Annotated in this window: 13 protein-coding genes; 6 read left to right on the top strand and 7 right to left on the bottom strand. The window is 58.8% G+C overall.

From position 1 onward, the window contains the following. Positions 1–9: 9 nt before the first annotated feature. The 4 genes from HX868_RS08615 to HX868_RS08600 form a co-directional block, all read right to left on the bottom strand. Positions 10–978: a sulfonate ABC transporter substrate-binding protein gene (locus tag HX868_RS08615; protein ID WP_016978990.1), complete on the bottom strand. Its 969-nt coding sequence runs from the start codon at positions 976–978 to the stop codon at positions 10–12. Between the two features lie 95 nt (positions 979–1,073). Further along, positions 1,074–1,667 carry an NADPH-dependent FMN reductase gene (gene ssuE, locus HX868_RS08610; RefSeq protein ID WP_016978989.1) on the bottom strand — a complete coding sequence of 198 codons (594 nt, stop codon included), beginning with the start codon at positions 1,665–1,667 and terminating at the stop codon, positions 1,074–1,076. Between the two features lie 292 nt (positions 1,668–1,959). Next, positions 1,960–2,598 (bottom strand): peroxiredoxin, encoded by a 639-nt coding sequence (locus HX868_RS08605; protein ID WP_016978988.1) that lies wholly within the window; start codon positions 2,596–2,598, stop codon positions 1,960–1,962. 291 nt (positions 2,599–2,889) lie between these two features. Then, positions 2,890–4,251: an OprD family porin gene (locus HX868_RS08600; RefSeq protein WP_177002571.1), complete on the bottom strand. Its 1,362-nt coding sequence runs from the start codon at positions 4,249–4,251 to the stop codon at positions 2,890–2,892. A 370-nt stretch (positions 4,252–4,621) separates the two neighbouring features. Here HX868_RS08600 and tauA point away from each other — a divergent pair, with 370 nt between their 5' ends. Beyond that, complete coding sequence (tauA, locus tag HX868_RS08595) at positions 4,622–5,608, top strand: taurine ABC transporter substrate-binding protein (protein WP_177002570.1); 987 nt, start codon at positions 4,622–4,624, stop codon at positions 5,606–5,608. Positions 5,609–5,686: 78 nt separating this feature from the next. Here the strand turns inward: tauA and argA are convergent, their stop codons facing one another. Together argA and argE are read right to left on the bottom strand one after the other, a co-directional pair. Then, positions 5,687–6,988 (bottom strand): amino-acid N-acetyltransferase, encoded by a 1,302-nt coding sequence (argA, locus tag HX868_RS08590; protein ID WP_177002569.1) that lies wholly within the window; start codon positions 6,986–6,988, stop codon positions 5,687–5,689. 136 nt (positions 6,989–7,124) lie between these two features. Next, positions 7,125–8,273 (bottom strand): acetylornithine deacetylase, encoded by a 1,149-nt coding sequence (argE, locus tag HX868_RS08585; RefSeq protein WP_177002568.1) that lies wholly within the window; start codon positions 8,271–8,273, stop codon positions 7,125–7,127. Between the two features lie 158 nt (positions 8,274–8,431). Here argE and HX868_RS08580 point away from each other — a divergent pair, with 158 nt between their 5' ends. Beyond that, complete coding sequence (locus HX868_RS08580; RefSeq protein WP_177002567.1) at positions 8,432–9,799, top strand: CYTH domain-containing protein; 1,368 nt, start codon at positions 8,432–8,434, stop codon at positions 9,797–9,799. Between the two features lie 109 nt (positions 9,800–9,908). Here the strand turns inward: HX868_RS08580 and HX868_RS08575 are convergent, their stop codons facing one another. Beyond that, complete coding sequence (locus tag HX868_RS08575) at positions 9,909–10,373, bottom strand: Lrp/AsnC family transcriptional regulator (RefSeq protein WP_038843139.1); 465 nt, start codon at positions 10,371–10,373, stop codon at positions 9,909–9,911. A gap of 127 nt (positions 10,374–10,500) precedes the next feature. Between HX868_RS08575 and HX868_RS08570 the strand changes: the two genes are divergently transcribed. The 4 genes from HX868_RS08570 to HX868_RS08555 all read left to right on the top strand — a co-directional run bounded on the left by HX868_RS08570 (position 10,501) and on the right by HX868_RS08555 (position 14,057). Then, complete coding sequence (locus tag HX868_RS08570) at positions 10,501–10,839, top strand: hypothetical protein (RefSeq protein WP_177002566.1); 339 nt, start codon at positions 10,501–10,503, stop codon at positions 10,837–10,839. 83 nt (positions 10,840–10,922) lie between these two features. Continuing rightward, positions 10,923–12,602 (top strand): GspE/PulE family protein, encoded by a 1,680-nt coding sequence (locus tag HX868_RS08565; RefSeq protein WP_177002565.1) that lies wholly within the window; start codon positions 10,923–10,925, stop codon positions 12,600–12,602. A 77-nt stretch (positions 12,603–12,679) separates the two neighbouring features. Continuing rightward, entirely contained in the window at positions 12,680–13,600 is a 921-nt protein-coding gene (locus HX868_RS08560) for an SPFH domain-containing protein (protein ID WP_010207363.1), read from the top strand. A gap of 10 nt (positions 13,601–13,610) precedes the next feature. Further along, a complete protein-coding gene (locus HX868_RS08555; protein WP_177002564.1) occupies positions 13,611–14,057 on the top strand; it encodes an NfeD family protein in 447 nt (148 codons plus the stop codon). Positions 14,058–14,090: the final 33 nt, after the last annotated feature.

Here is a 14,090-nt window from a genome sequence, read left to right as displayed (position 1 = left end):
GAAGTCGGATTACGGCGCTTTGGCCACGGCGGCGGGGGGTGTCCAGATCACGTCCTTGATGTTCAAGGGCTTGGGGATCAATTTGAGTTGGTAGAAGCTGTCGGCGATTTTCTGCTGGGCGGCGACCACTTCCGGCGTCAGGAACAGCGCGCCGTAGCCTTGGCGTTTCACCGAGGTCAGGGTGATGTCGGCTGGAAGGCCGAGCAGCGGGGCAACTTGTTCAGTCACTTCCTGCGGGTTGGCCTTGGACCACTCGCCCACGGCGCGCACTTCTTCGATCAGCGCCTTGACCACTTCAGGGTGTTTTTCAGCGTAAGGCTTGGTCGCGAGATAAAACTGGTGGTTGTCGGCAATGCCGGTGCCGTCACGCAGGGTACGGGCTTGCAGTTGTTTCTCGGCGGCGGCCTGGTACGGGTCCCAGATGACCCAGGCGTCCACGCTGCCACGCTCGAAGGCGGCACGCGCATCGGCGGGCGGCAGGAACACAGTCTGCACGTCGGTGTATTTCAGGCCGGCGTCTTCCAGGGCACGCACCAGCAGGTAGTGCACGTTGGAGCCTTTGTTCAGGACAATTTTCTTGCCCTTGAGCTCGGCCACGGATTTGATCGGCGAATCTTTCGGCACCAGGATCGCTTCGCTGGTCGGCGCGGGTGGCTCGTAGGCCACGTAGAGCAAATCGGCGCCAGCGGCCTGAGCGAAGACCGGTGGGGTTTCGCCAGTCACACCGAAGTCGATGGAGCCGACGTTCAGGCCTTCCAGCAATTGCGGGCCACCAGGAAACTCGGTCCACTGCACGTTCACGCCCTGGGCAGCCAGGCGTTTTTCCAAGGTGCCCTTGGCTTTGAGCAGCACCAGCGTGCCGTACTTCTGATAACCGATCCGCAGGGTCTCGGCGGCTTGGGCTTGAACAATGGCGCCGAAGGACACAGCCGCAGCAAACAGTGCGACCAGACCACGACGCAAGATGACAGTGCGCATGGCGCTCTCTCCAATAATGCGTTTAAGGGGGTTGGCTGCACCTGCTTGGCCGTTGGCGGCTGAGTAAGGTGAGTTTTTTTACATTTCGGTGTGGCTTAAATGCTCCAGCGAGCACTCAACAAACGTTCATTCAACACATGGGGGTCCAGCGGTTTCGGGCGGCGGGCCATGGCGCCATACAGCGTTTCCAGGGCCTCGTGCAAACGGTGTTCAAGTACCGGCACCAGTTGCGCCTGGGCGCTCCCTTCGGCGTAGGCGATCTGGCTGTCTTCGGCGAAGATGCCGTGGAGCAACTCCTGGGCCTTGAGCGCCGATAGCACCGGCTTCAAGGCGTAGTCCACCGCCAGCATGTGGGCGATGCTGCCACCGGTGGCCATCGGCAATACGATCTTGTGGGCCAGGGCGCGTTCGGGCAGCAGGTCCAGCACGGTTTTCAGCGCACCGGAAAACGAGGCCTTATAGACCGGCGTGGCGATCACCAGGCCGTCAGCATTAGCCACTTGTTGCAGCAGGTCGATGACCTTGGGGCTGTCGAAGCGCGCATGCAGCAAGTCTTCAGCCGGGAAGTCCCGTATCTGGTAACTCACCACTTCTACGCCTTTGTCTTGCAACCACTGACGGGTTTTATCCAGCAACACCCCGGAGCGGGAACGCTGGCTGGGACTGCCTCCAAGTGTTACGACCAACATGCAGGAATTCCTTGAGCAGGTGTCGGCGGTTCGCTGTGTGGCGATGGCGCCAAGATGGAACAGACCTTATCAGCAGATTTATATATCTTTAAATCTTATTTTTTCATGTGTTTATTCCTTAAATGCATATTAGATTTATCAAATCCCAGGCGAAAAAAAAGGCCGTTGAAACGGCCTGAAAACCCCTGCTATGTGATTCGTCAGAACGATCGCCATCGCCGGCAAGCCGGCTCCTACAATTGGAATGCGATCACCTGTAGGAGCCGGCTTGCCGGCGATAGCGACATCAGCATCAACGGTTGGGCTGAGGGGTGAGCCGCAGGTACGGCTTCACCGCGCGATAACCCTTCGGAAAGCGTTTCTTGATTTCCTCCTCATCCTTGAGCGACGGCACGATCACCACTTCATCACCGTCCTGCCAGTTGGCGGGCGTGGCGACCTTGTGATTGTCGGTCAACTGCAACGAGTCGATGACCCGCAGGATTTCGTGGAAATTGCGCCCGGTGCTGGCCGGGTAGGTGATGGTCAGGCGGATCTTCTTGTTCGGGTCGATCACGAACAAGGAGCGCACGGTGAGCGTGTCACTGGCGTTGGGATGGATCAGGTCGTACAGGTCGGACACCTTGCGATCGGCGTCGGCCAGGATCGGGAAATTGACGATGGTGTTCTGGGTTTCGTTGATGTCTTCGATCCACTTGTGGTGCGAATCCACCGGGTCGACCGACAGGGCGATGGCCTTGACGCCGCGCTGGGCGAATTCGTCCTTGAGCTTGGCGGTGAAACCCAGCTCGGTGGTGCACACCGGGGTGAAATCCGCCGGGTGGGAAAACAACACACCCCAGCTATCGCCCAGCCATTCGTGGAAACGAATCTTGCCGGCGCTGGAATCCTGTTCGAAGTCGGGGGCGATGTCGCCCAGTCTTAGGCTCATGGTGTGGCTCCTGGTGAGTGCTTATGGAGCCCACTGTGCATGGAATATCGATTATTTAAAAAGAATAAATATCGATTTATCTAGACGATAAAGGAATATTAAAAATCTGTTCATTGGACGTATTCGAAGGCGAGGAGCACCATCGTTTCCAAGGTTCGAGAAGGCCTTGAGACGCTGTACAAAGAGGGGTTCAGGAAGGGCTTGCGGGGGTTTAGCCCGACTTGAAAGTAAAACACCTTGCCCGGTGTTGCACCGGGCAAGGCATTACACACTTACAACAGCTTCACGCTACTAGAACAGTGGCAGCGAGTAGCTGACGATCAGACGGTTTTCGTCCTGGGAACGGGTGTTCGCCAGGTCGGTACGCCACATAGCGTTTTTCCAGGCGAAGCCGAGGTTTTTCAGCGGACCTTCTGGAATCACGTAGGCAACGGTGATGTCGCGCTCCCACTCGGACTGACCGGTCAGCTCGGCACGAGCGGCCGTAACGGTGTCGATATCAGTACCTTTGAGGTAGACAACGCCGGCAGTCAGGCCAGGCACGCCGACTTTAGCGAAGTCATAAGCGTAGCGAGCTTGCCAGGTACGCTCGCCGGCACGGGCGAACTTCTGGATTTGCATGTCGGTCGTGATGTAAGCGGACGAACCGTCACCTTGGTTCAGCCAAGGAAAGTCGCTGCTGCCATTGCTGACTTGGTAACCACCACCGAAGGTGTGACCGGCAACGGTGTACAGGAACAGGCCGCTGTACAGGTTGTTGTCGACCTTACCTTTACCTGAGACAGCACCATTGTAGTTACCGCTGGTGTAGTAGGCAGGAGTGTTGCCGTTTTTGCCGTCGTCAGAACTGTTGAAGTAACGCAGGTCAGACTTCAACACGCCCGGGCCGATAGACCAGTTATGAGTCAGACCCAGGAAGTGCTGCTTGTAGAAGTCTTCCAGGTTGCCGTAGTAGTACTGGGCAGTCAGGTCTTTGGTCAGCTTGTAGTCACCACCGGCGTAGTAGAACTTGTTGCTGAACACGCCTGTCTTGTAGTTAGAGCTGGCGTTGGCGCTGGCAATCGACAGGTTTTCGTTATTGCTGGAGTTACGGCCCTTGGCCTTTTCGATCTGACCAGCAACCAAGGTCAAATCCTTAATGTCGTTAGTCGTGATCTGGCCACCTTGGAAGGTTTGCGGCAGCAGACGACCATCGTTGGTCACGATAACCGGCAGCTTAGGCTGCAGGGTGCCCAGCTTCAGTTCGGTTTGGGAGATCTTCACCTTACCGGTCACGCCCAGGCTGGCGTAATCGTGGACAGCCTTGTTGCCGTCGCTTGGGAAGATGGTGCCACCGGAAGCGGTGCCACCGTAGTTGCCGTGTTCTGCACGGCTGGAGTCGAGACGCACGCCGTACAGGCCAATAGCGTCAACACCAAATTGGACGGTGCCTTGGGTGTAACCCGAGATGAAACGCAGGTCGAAGCCCTGGCCCCATTCAGCGTTTTTGCTCGCCGAGTTGGAAGTGCCACGGTGACCGTCACGGTTATCTGTGTTGATGTAGAAGTTACGCAGCCCCAGTGTTGCCTTGCTGTCTTCGATGAAACCGGCGGAGTTTGCCTGCTGGGCAACCGCAGCCAAAGCTACGGCCAACGCCAATGTTGACTTCTTCATGTACCGCTCCTCTCATTTCTAATTTTTGTATTTCTTTGGTCTCGGGTCTGACGCCCTCGATCCACAGATGCGCGATTAGCGCCAGATAGTGACTACCAAGTCAATCGTAACCTTGTGTGTCTACTACCTTCGTCTAATCGCAGTTGATTTGGTCCCTGCAGGGTAATGAGTTTTTCATACACCCAAAAAGAATTGTTTCATTCTTTTTCATACGATTCGGGAATAAGGCTTTCCATGATGCGGACAAGTCAGGGTAGACCAACCGCTCCATAAGCTAATTCCTAAAGGGTATTTGTTAGCGCTTTTTTAGATCGATTAGTGTGGCCGTACTGTTGCATACGTCACCCACGATCAAAAAGGCGACGCCATCATGGCCAAACGCACATCCTCCCGTCAATTTGTTACAGTTTTTGTGTCACTAATACTTTCTTTTGGTGTCAAAGCCGCCGATTTAACCATCGGTTACCAAACCGGCATTGACCCCAGCAAAGTCCCACAGGCCGACGGCCTCTATGAGAAGGCCATCGGTGAAAAAATAGCCTGGCGCCGGTTCAACAGTGGGCCGGAAGTTGTCACCGCCATTGCCTCCGGCGATGTGCAGATTGGCAATCTCGGTTCTAGCCCCCTCGCGGCAGCGGCTTCTCGCAACCTACCCATCGTCGCGTTCATCGTATCGGCCCAGATCAATACTTCTGAAGCATTGGTGGTGCGTAACGGCAGCCACATTGACGCACCCCAGGATCTGATCGGCAAAACCATCGCCACGCCATTTGTCTCAACCTCGCATTACAGCCTGCTCGGCGCGCTGAAGCACTGGGGTCTGGACACTAAGCAGGTCAAGGTGGTGAACCTGCAACCGGCTGAAATTGCCGCCGCGTGGAAACGTGGCGATATCGACGGCGCATTCGTGTGGTCGCCGGCCCTGGGCGAAATCCGCAAGACCGGCAAAACCCTGACAGACGCGGCCCAGGTGGGTCAGTGGGGCGCACCGACCTTTGAAGTATGGGTGGCGCGTAAGGATTTCGCGGAAAAACATCCTGACGTAGTGGCCAAGTTTGCCAAGGTCACCCTGGATTCGTTTGCCGAGTATGCGGCCCATAAAGACGGTTGGACGGTGGATTCCGAACAGGTGCAGAAAATCGCGAAACTGACAGGCTCGAATGCTGCCGACATCCCGGAGCTGTTGGCCGGCACCACCTTCCCGGATGCCCAGGCACAGCAAACTGACGCGCTGCTCAAAGGCGGCACGGCGAAGGCGATTGGGGAGACGGCGAAGTTTTTGAAGGAACAAGGAAAGGTTGAGGCAGTGTTGCCAGACTATTCAGCGTACGTGACCGATAAATTCGTCAAACCCTGACCCTGTAGGAGCCGGCTTGCCGGCGATGGCGCCCTTGAAAACGCCATCGCCGGCAAGCCGGCTCCTACAGAATGGGAATTACAGAGCCTTCTCGAAAATCTTCGAATTACGCTGATAGTTGTACAGCGACGCCCGCGCCGATGGCAGACGATCCACGCTGCTCGGCACAAACCCCCGCTCACGGAACCAGTGGGCGGTGCGGGTGGTGAGCACAAACAAGGTCTTTAAGCCCTGCGCACGGGCACGGGCCTGGATGCGTTCCAGCAACACATCACCTCGCGCGCCATGACGGTATTCCGGGTTCACCGCCAGGCACGCCAGCTCACCTGCGTCCGAATCCGCGATCTGGTACAGCGCCGCACAGGCGATGATCATGCCTTCGCGCTCCACCACACTGAACTGTTCGATCTCACGCTCCAGCACTTCCCGCGAACGGCGCACCAGGATGCCCTGCTCTTCCAACGGGCTGATCAGGTCGAGCAAACCGCCCACGTCTTCAATCGCCGCTTCACGCACCTGCTCGAATTGTTCCTGGGCCACCAGCGTACCGCCGCCGTCCCGGGTGAACAGCTCGGTCAGCAAGGCACCGTCTTCGGCGTAGCTGACAATATGACTGCGCCCTACCCCACCCCGGCACGCTTCGGCAGCCGCATCGAGCAATTCAGCCTGATAGTTGCTGTTGCCCAGGCGTTGCAAGTGAGCCGGCACTTGTTGCGGGCGCAGCTCACGGACCAGGCGACCGTTTTCATCGATCAGGCCCATGTCTGCGCCAAACAGCAACAGCTTGTCGGCACCCAGGTCGATGGCGGCGCGGGTGGCGACGTCTTCGCAGGCCAGGTTGAAGATCTCACCGGTCGGCGAGTAGCCCAACGGCGACAGCAACACGATGGAGCGCTCGTCCAACAGGCGGTTGATGCCCTTGCGGTCGACGCGGCGCACTTCGCCAGTATGGTGGTAGTCCACGCCGTCCAATACGCCGATGGGGCGTGCGGTCACGAAATTACCGCTGGTTACCCGCAGGCGCGAGCCCTGCATCGGCGACGAGGCCATGTCCATCGACAGGCGCGCTTCAATGGCGATGCGCAGATGGCCGACCGCGTCGATCACGCACTCCAGCGTCGCCGCGTCAGTGATGCGCATGCCTTCGTGATAAGTCGGGATCAGGCCACGCGCTTCAAGGCGCACTTCGATCTGTGGCCGCGAACCGTGGACCAGTACCAAGCGCACGCCCAGGCTGTGCAGCAGCACCAGGTCGTGGACGATATTGCCGAAGTTGGGATGTTCCACACCGTCGCCAGGCAGCATGACCACAAAGGTGCAGTCGCGGTGGGCGTTGACGTAAGGAGAAGCGTGACGAAGCCAATTAACGTAGTCGGGCATAAAACCTGGGCCTGTAATAAAAAGCAGCCGAAAAAGGATGAATCGTGAAAGCGCACAGCGGGCTGATGGTTATCGTCGGAACAGGCTTGGCGACACGCTCACTCTCCTTTCTATGTACGAACAGGTTGGGGTTAATTTATGCAGGTTTCAGGCAGTAATGTTCGATCAGTTCCCGCAATAGACGCACTGTAGGCGTCAAGCGTGACATTTCGAGGTACTCGCCCGGTTGGTGGGCGCAGGCGATATCGCCAGGGCCGAGCACCAGGGTTTCACACCCAAGGCGCTGAAGATAAGGCGCTTCGGTGCCGAACGCTACTGCTTCGGCACGATGGCCGGTCAATCGTTCCGCGACCCGCACCAGTTCGGCATCTTCGGGCTGCTCGAACGGCGGCACTTCGGGGAACAGCGGCGCGTAATCGATCTTGACCTGATGGCGTTCAGCCAAGGGCACGAGCTTTTGCCGGATGGCATCGCGCAGCACTTGCGGGTCCATGCCGGGCAGAGGGCGCAGGTCGAACTCCAGGGAACACTGGCCGCAGATACGGTTGGGGTTGTCGCCGCCGTGGATGCAGCCGAAGTTAAGGGTCGGCTGCGGCACGCTGAACTGCGGGTTGCGGTATTCGCGCTGCCAGGCCAGGCGCAAGCCGCGCAGTTCGCCAATGGCGTCGTGCATGGCTTCGAGGGCGCTGTGCCCAAGGCTGGGATCCGACGAATGGCCGCTTTGGCCAAGGATGTCGATGCGCTCCATCATTACGCCTTTGTGCAGGCGGATCGGCTTGAGCCCGGTCGGCTCGCCAATCACCGCTGCGCGGCCCAACGGGCGCCCTGCCTCTGCCAATGCGCGAGCGCCGGACATGGAGCTTTCTTCATCACAGGTGGCGAGAATCAGCAGCGGCTGCTTGAACGGCTGATCCAACAACGGCAGCACCGCCTCGATGGCCAGGGCGAAAAAGCCTTTCATGTCGCAACTGCCCAGTCCTACCCAACGACCGTCGACTTCCGTCAGCTTGAGCGGATCGGTCCTCCACAACGCGGCGTCATAGGGAACGGTATCGCTATGGCCAGCCAGCACCAGCCCGCCGGGGCCGCTGCCGTAACTGGCCAGGAGGTTGAACTTACCGGGGCTGACTTGTTGGATGTCGATGGCGAAACCCAGGTCGCCCAGCCAACTGGCGAGCAAATCGATCACCGGGCGGTTGGTCTGATCGAGAGAGGCCTGGGTGCAACTGACCGAAGGCGCGGCAATCAGCGCGGCGAACTGCTCTTTCATGGACGGTAATGGCATACGCGGCCTCTCGACTTCCCGGATGAGCCCCACTATAGAGCCATCTGCACGACACAATAAACCGTTGCGGCACGTTGCCGGGCTCAGTCCTGTACACTGCACGACCTTGGCAGCCACTCTTTCCCCCGGCTGCGCTCCCGATCCTGGATGTACCGGCCATGCAAAAAGAAACTGAAATCAAGCTTCGCGTCAGCCGCGAGACCCTCGCCGCGCTGCGTGAGCACCCGCTGCTGAAAAAACGCAACAAAAGTGGCTGGGAACGCCGTGAGTTGATGAACCAGTATTTCGACACCCCCGAGCGCGACCTGGCCCAGGCCAAAGTCGCCCTGCGCCTGCGCAAGGACGGTGACGACATCATCCAGACCCTCAAGACCCGTGGCCAAAGCGTCGCTGGCTTGTCGGAACGTAACGAATACAATTGGGAATTGCCCAAAGCCAAGCTCGACGTGAAAAAACTCGACGGCGAATGCTGGCCCGAGCAACTGGCCGAGCTGGATAAAAAAAACCTCAAGCCGATCTTCACCACCGACTTCGTGCGTGAACGCGCCGAAATCGCCTGGGGCCGTGGCAAGGCCAAGGTGGTGATCGAAGCCGCCCTGGACCTGGGCCACGTGGTGGTCGGAAAGCAGAAAGAAGAAATCTGCGAGCTGGAACTGGAACTGCGCGAAGGCGAACCGGCTGCATTGCTGGAACTGGCCGCCGAACTGGCCGCCACCCTGGCCCTGATGCCGTGCGATATCAGCAAGGCCGAGCGCGGCTACCGCCTGTACGACGCCAGCAGCTACTCCCTGAGCCTGCCGGCGCCGCAGATCCACGCTGAAATGCCGCTGGACGATGCCTTCGCCGCGATCATGTGGCACCTGCTGGGCAGCAGCCAGCGCTTGGCCGAGCAATACCGTTTCAATGGCCATTGGCGCCTGCTGCAAGACTGGGTCGACAACCTCGGCGAACTGCGCGCCTTGGTCGGCAGCCTCGGTCAGGCTGCACCACGTCAATCCACCAGCGAACTGCGCAGCGCACTGGATGCTCTGCTGGAAGACTGGCGCCCACTGGTGCAAGCCGGTGACGACGACGAAGACATCCGCAAAGCCGCGCCGGAACAGTTCATCGAAGAACTGGAAGACGTGCGCTGGGGCCTGTTCTCACTGAACGCTTCGCGCTGGCTGCTGGCCCGGACCTGGACCGCCGACCGCAACGTACGTGGCAACCGCCAAGGCGCTGCGCAAATCACCAACTGGCTGCCACGCCTGCTGGCCGACGATGCCGTCGCCCTGCAACTGCCGCGCTACCAGCAACAGCCGGAAGACCTGGCCGAGCAACTGCCGCGCATCGAACGCATCCAGGCCTGGCTGCACCATGCGCGTCATGTGGTCGACATCCCGGAACTGGACCGTCTGTACGGCGAGCTGAACAAGTTGGCGCAACTGGCCAACCAGCCGATCACCGATGAGTCGCTGGATGCGCGGATGCATCAGGCGATTGCGGTATTCCAGAACCGTGCCTGGAAAACTCTGCTGCGCCTGTAAATAAACTGTGGCGAGGGAGCTTGCTCCCGTTGGAGTGCGCAGCGCTCCCGATTTTTGGGGCCGCTGCGCAGCCCAGCGGGAGCAAGCTCCCTCGCCACAGAGGCTTCATCTACACTGGCAGGCTTGTGGTGGATTTTATTTCCGACAACGCCACAATCGAATTGACCTCCTGAATCCCAGGCACCATCGACAACTTCTCGAAGAAAAACCGCTCGTACGCCTCGATGTCGGAGGTGACGATGCGCAGCAGAAAATCCACCGCCCCCATCAGCACATAACACTCCAGCACTTCCGGAAACCCGCGAATCGCGTCGGTGAACTCAGTGAAGTTGGAGCGGCCGTGGGCGTTGAGTTTGACCTCGGCAAAGATCTGCGTGTTGAGGCCGATCTTCTTGCGGTCCAGTAACGTCACCTGGCCGCGAATCACCCCCTCTTCCTTGAGACGTTGAATACGCCGCCAGCACGGTGACTGGGATAAGCCGACCTGCTCGGCGATCTGCGCACTCGACAGCGAGGCATCCTCTTGTAACAGGGCCAGGATACGGCGGTCGTAGACGTCCAACTCGCTGTGCATATAAATACCTTTGATGATGCTTATCTTGAATTGCTCAATTCGATTAATCCTGAAACAGGCTCATCTTAGATAAGAAATCTCCGTTGGCGAATGTAAAAATTTCTACAGTCGAATCTGGAGCTTTCCCATGCACGCCGTTGAAACCACCCACCCTGTTACCCGCGTCGATGCGTGGGCCGTCACCAGCGTTCATTGCCAGGCGCACTACCGGGTCGTCGCAGAGGCGGAGCCTGATGTTTTATGCCGGGTCCTTAACTATTTCGCGCTGCAATGCCTCACGCCGCGACAGGTCACGGTGAATCGGGAAGATGACCTGCTGAACATCGACATCATGATGGACGGCCTGAGCTGGCACCGCGCCCAAGTGATCGGTGAAAAGATTCGAAACCTGATCAGCGTGTGCACACTGGATATGTGGTCGGCTGATTCCGTGGGGCCTCAAGCAGTGGTTGCGGTCGCCCAGTAAAAGCCTGCAATACACGCTGGGAGGCAGATCTTCAGAGGCTGGCTAGCCTGGGATTCACACCCACTGCCCCCAGGAAAACCTTCATGCCGGTTGATCAACGATTGGAACTGCATCAGCTCTTGCCGGCTTTGCTCGAAGGGCGGCTGATCACGCCTGAACTCGCCCAACGCTTGTCGACGCTGCCGGCCAGCAACACCCAGCATCCTCTGGAGAGTATCGCAGCCCAAGGCCCATGCCTGGAAACCCTGACCGAATGGCTCGCCCAACAGGCCAGGCAACCTTACCTGCGCATCGACCCCTTGAAGATCGACGTGGCGACAGTGGTGCCGCTGATGTCCCACGCATTCGCCCAGCGCCACGCCATCCTCGCGGTGGCGGTGGATGCGCACACCGTCACCGTCGCCAGCGCACAGCCCCATGTCACCAGTTGGGAAGCCGGGCTTTCGCAGGTGCTCAAGCGCTCGATCAAGCGCGTGGTTGCCAATCCCCAGGACATTACACGCTGCATCGATGAGTTCTACCGACTGGCAAAATCCGTCAGCGGCGCCGATCAAAAGGTCACGGCGCCTGGCAATGTCGACCTGCTCAACCTCGGTGCCAGTGATCAGGAGCCGGATGCCAACGACGCGCATATCGTCAATATCGTCGATTGGCTGCTGCAGTACGCGTTCGCCCAGCGCGCCAGTGATATCCATATCGAGCCCTGCCGTGAACAAGGGCGTGTGCGCTTTCGCATCGACGGGCTGTTGCACGACGTCTATCAATTTCCGCCCCAGGTGACGATGGCAGTCGTCAGCCGCCTGAAAAGCCTGGGTCGCATGAACGTGGCAGAAAAACGCAGGCCCCAGGACGGACGGGTCAAGACCAAAAGCCCGACGGGCGCGGAAGTTGAGCTGCGTCTGTCCACCTTGCCCACGGCGTTTGGCGAGAAGCTGGTGATGCGGATTTTCGACCCGCAGGTCCTGCTCAAGGGCTTTGACCAGCTGGGTTTGTCGGCTGATGACCAGCAACGCTGGCAATCCATGACAAGCCAGACCCACGGCATCATCCTGGTAACCGGCCCGACCGGCTCAGGCAAGACCAGCACCCTTTACACCACGCTCAGGCAACTGGCGACCCGGGAGGTCAACCTGTGCACAGTGGAAGACCCAATCGAGATGGTTGAACCAGCATTCAATCAGATGCAGGTGCAACACAACATCGACCTGACCTTCGCCGGCGGCATCCGCGCCCTGCTGCGCCAGGACCCGGACATCATCATGATCGGCGAGATCCGCGACCAGGAGACCGCCGAGATGGCGATCCAGGCCGCGCTGACCGGGCATCTGGTGCTGTCAACGCTGCATACCAACGACGCACCCAGCGCCATCAGCCGTTTGCAGGAGCTGGGCATTGCTCATTATTTGATCAAAGCCACCTTGTTGGGTGTGATGGCGCAACGGTTGGTGCGGGTGTTGTGCCCTCACTGCAAGCACGCGGTGGGCGACGTCCACGAGGCTACCGGGTGTGTTGAATGTCGAAACAGCGGTTATCGGGGGCGAGCCGGTGTTTACGAAATCATGGTGCTGAATGAAACACTCAAAACCCTGATCACACCCGGTGCCGATGTGCAGGCCTTGCGCCAGGCGGCTATTGCCCAAGGCATGTGCGGCCTGCGCATGGCCGGGATGCGAAAGGTCGAAGCGGGACTGACCACGATGGCGGAGGTATTGCGAGTAACGCCTGGGGATTCCGTAACAAATCCTTTGTTTGATAAGCAGTGAAACCGTTCTTATCGGTGACAACACCGTTACAATCGGCCCAACGTCGTTTCACTGACACATTCAGATAGGGAATCGCTATGCAGATCGGAACCGTACTGCTTCTTTTCGTGGGTTTGGCCATCGCCATCCTGTTCATGGGCTTCAAGGTCGTCCCCCAGGGTTACCAATGGACGGTCGAACGTTTCGGCCGCTACACCAACACCCTCAAACCTGGCCTGAACATCATCATCCCGGTCATGGACCGCATCGGTCGCAAGATCAACGTGATGGAAAGCGTGCTGGATATCCCGCCCCAAGAAGTCATCACGGCTGATAACGCCACCGTGCAGATCGACGCCGTGTGCTTCTTCCAGGTGGTCAACACTGCCCAGGCCGCCTACGAGGTCAACAACCTCGAACATGCCATCCGCAACCTGTTGCAAACCAACATCCGTACCGTGCTCGGCTCCATGGAACTGGATGCCATGCTCAGCCAGCGTGACGGCATCAACGAAAAACTGCTGAAAACCGTGGATGAAGCCACGGCGCCATGGGGCATCAAGATCACCCGTATCGAGATCAAGGACATCAGCCCGCCTGCCGACCTGATGGCCGCCATGTCGGGCCAGATGAAAGCCGAGCGTATCAAGCGTGCGCAAATCCTTGAGGCTGAAGGCCTTCGAGCGTCGGCAATCCTGACCGCCGAAGGCAAGAAACAGGCGCAGATTCTTGAGGCCGAAGGTAGCCGACAGGCGGCATTCCTTGAGTCCGAAGCCCGTGAGCGTCAGGCCGAAGCTGAAGCCCGCGCGACCCAGGTGGTGTCAGAAGCGATTGCGTCGGGCAACGTGCAGGCGGTCAACTACTTTGTCGCGCAGAAATACATCGACGCACTGGGCAAGCTGGCATCGGCCAACAACAGCAAGGTCATCCTGATGCCGCTGGAAGCCAGCCAGGTGATCGGTGCGGTCGGCGGTATCGGCGAGATCGTCAAGGCAACGTTCGACAACAAGAAAGGCTGAGGCCAGCGCCATGTGGGATTTCCTGCAGCATCTGTCGTTTTGGGATTGGCTGGCGCTGGGTACGGTCCTGTTGATTCTTGAAGTATTCGGCGCCGGTGGTTACCTGCTGTGGATGGGCATCGCCGCGGCGGCCGTGGGCGTGATCAAGTTCCTGGTGCCGCCTTTGGGGCTGGAGTGGCAACTTCTGTTGTTTGCCGTGTTGTCGATCCTGACAGCCGTGTATTGGTGGAAGCGCCAGCGCAGCAGTGCCAAAGCCAGCGACCAGCCGGGCCTCAACGAACGCGGTTCGGAACTGATCGGCCGCACCTTCATGGTGCATCAAGCGATTGTGGATGGCCGGGGCAAGGTAAAAGTCGGTGACGGCGTGTGGATGGTGACGGGTCCAGACAGCCCCGTAGGCGCTCAAGTCCGGGTGGTTGGCCAGGAGGGCGTGGTGTTAAGGGTTGAAACTGTTTAGTCAGTGATGGAACTCGGTTGGGTTAACTACAAT

The organism is Pseudomonas reactans, from assembly GCF_013385825.1.
Taxonomy (GTDB): Bacteria; Pseudomonadota; Gammaproteobacteria; order Pseudomonadales; family Pseudomonadaceae; genus Aquipseudomonas; species Aquipseudomonas reactans.
This window is presented reverse-complemented; position numbering and strand designations above follow the sequence as displayed.

Excerpts from the sequence above, each read along its gene's own strand:
- HX868_RS08615 (WP_016978990.1), bottom strand. The coding sequence starts at position 978 with ATGCGCACTGTCATCTTGCGTCGTGGTCTGGTCGCACTGTTTGCTGCG.
- ssuE (WP_016978989.1), bottom strand. The coding sequence starts at position 1,667 with ATGTTGGTCGTAACACTTGGAGGCAGTCCCAGCCAGCGTTCCCGCTCC.
- HX868_RS08605 (WP_016978988.1), bottom strand. The coding sequence starts at position 2,598 with ATGAGCCTAAGACTGGGCGACATCGCCCCCGACTTCGAACAGGATTCC.
- HX868_RS08600 (WP_177002571.1), bottom strand. The coding sequence starts at position 4,251 with ATGAAGAAGTCAACATTGGCGTTGGCCGTAGCTTTGGCTGCGGTTGCC.
- tauA (WP_177002570.1), top strand. The coding sequence starts at position 4,622 with ATGGCCAAACGCACATCCTCCCGTCAATTTGTTACAGTTTTTGTGTCA.
- argA (WP_177002569.1), bottom strand. The coding sequence starts at position 6,988 with ATGCCCGACTACGTTAATTGGCTTCGTCACGCTTCTCCTTACGTCAAC.
- argE (WP_177002568.1), bottom strand. The coding sequence starts at position 8,273 with ATGCCATTACCGTCCATGAAAGAGCAGTTCGCCGCGCTGATTGCCGCG.
- HX868_RS08580 (WP_177002567.1), top strand. The coding sequence starts at position 8,432 with ATGCAAAAAGAAACTGAAATCAAGCTTCGCGTCAGCCGCGAGACCCTC.
- HX868_RS08575 (WP_038843139.1), bottom strand. The coding sequence starts at position 10,373 with ATGCACAGCGAGTTGGACGTCTACGACCGCCGTATCCTGGCCCTGTTA.
- HX868_RS08570 (WP_177002566.1), top strand. The coding sequence starts at position 10,501 with ATGCACGCCGTTGAAACCACCCACCCTGTTACCCGCGTCGATGCGTGG.
- HX868_RS08565 (WP_177002565.1), top strand. The coding sequence starts at position 10,923 with ATGCCGGTTGATCAACGATTGGAACTGCATCAGCTCTTGCCGGCTTTG.
- HX868_RS08560 (WP_010207363.1), top strand. The coding sequence starts at position 12,680 with ATGCAGATCGGAACCGTACTGCTTCTTTTCGTGGGTTTGGCCATCGCC.
- HX868_RS08555 (WP_177002564.1), top strand. The coding sequence starts at position 13,611 with ATGTGGGATTTCCTGCAGCATCTGTCGTTTTGGGATTGGCTGGCGCTG.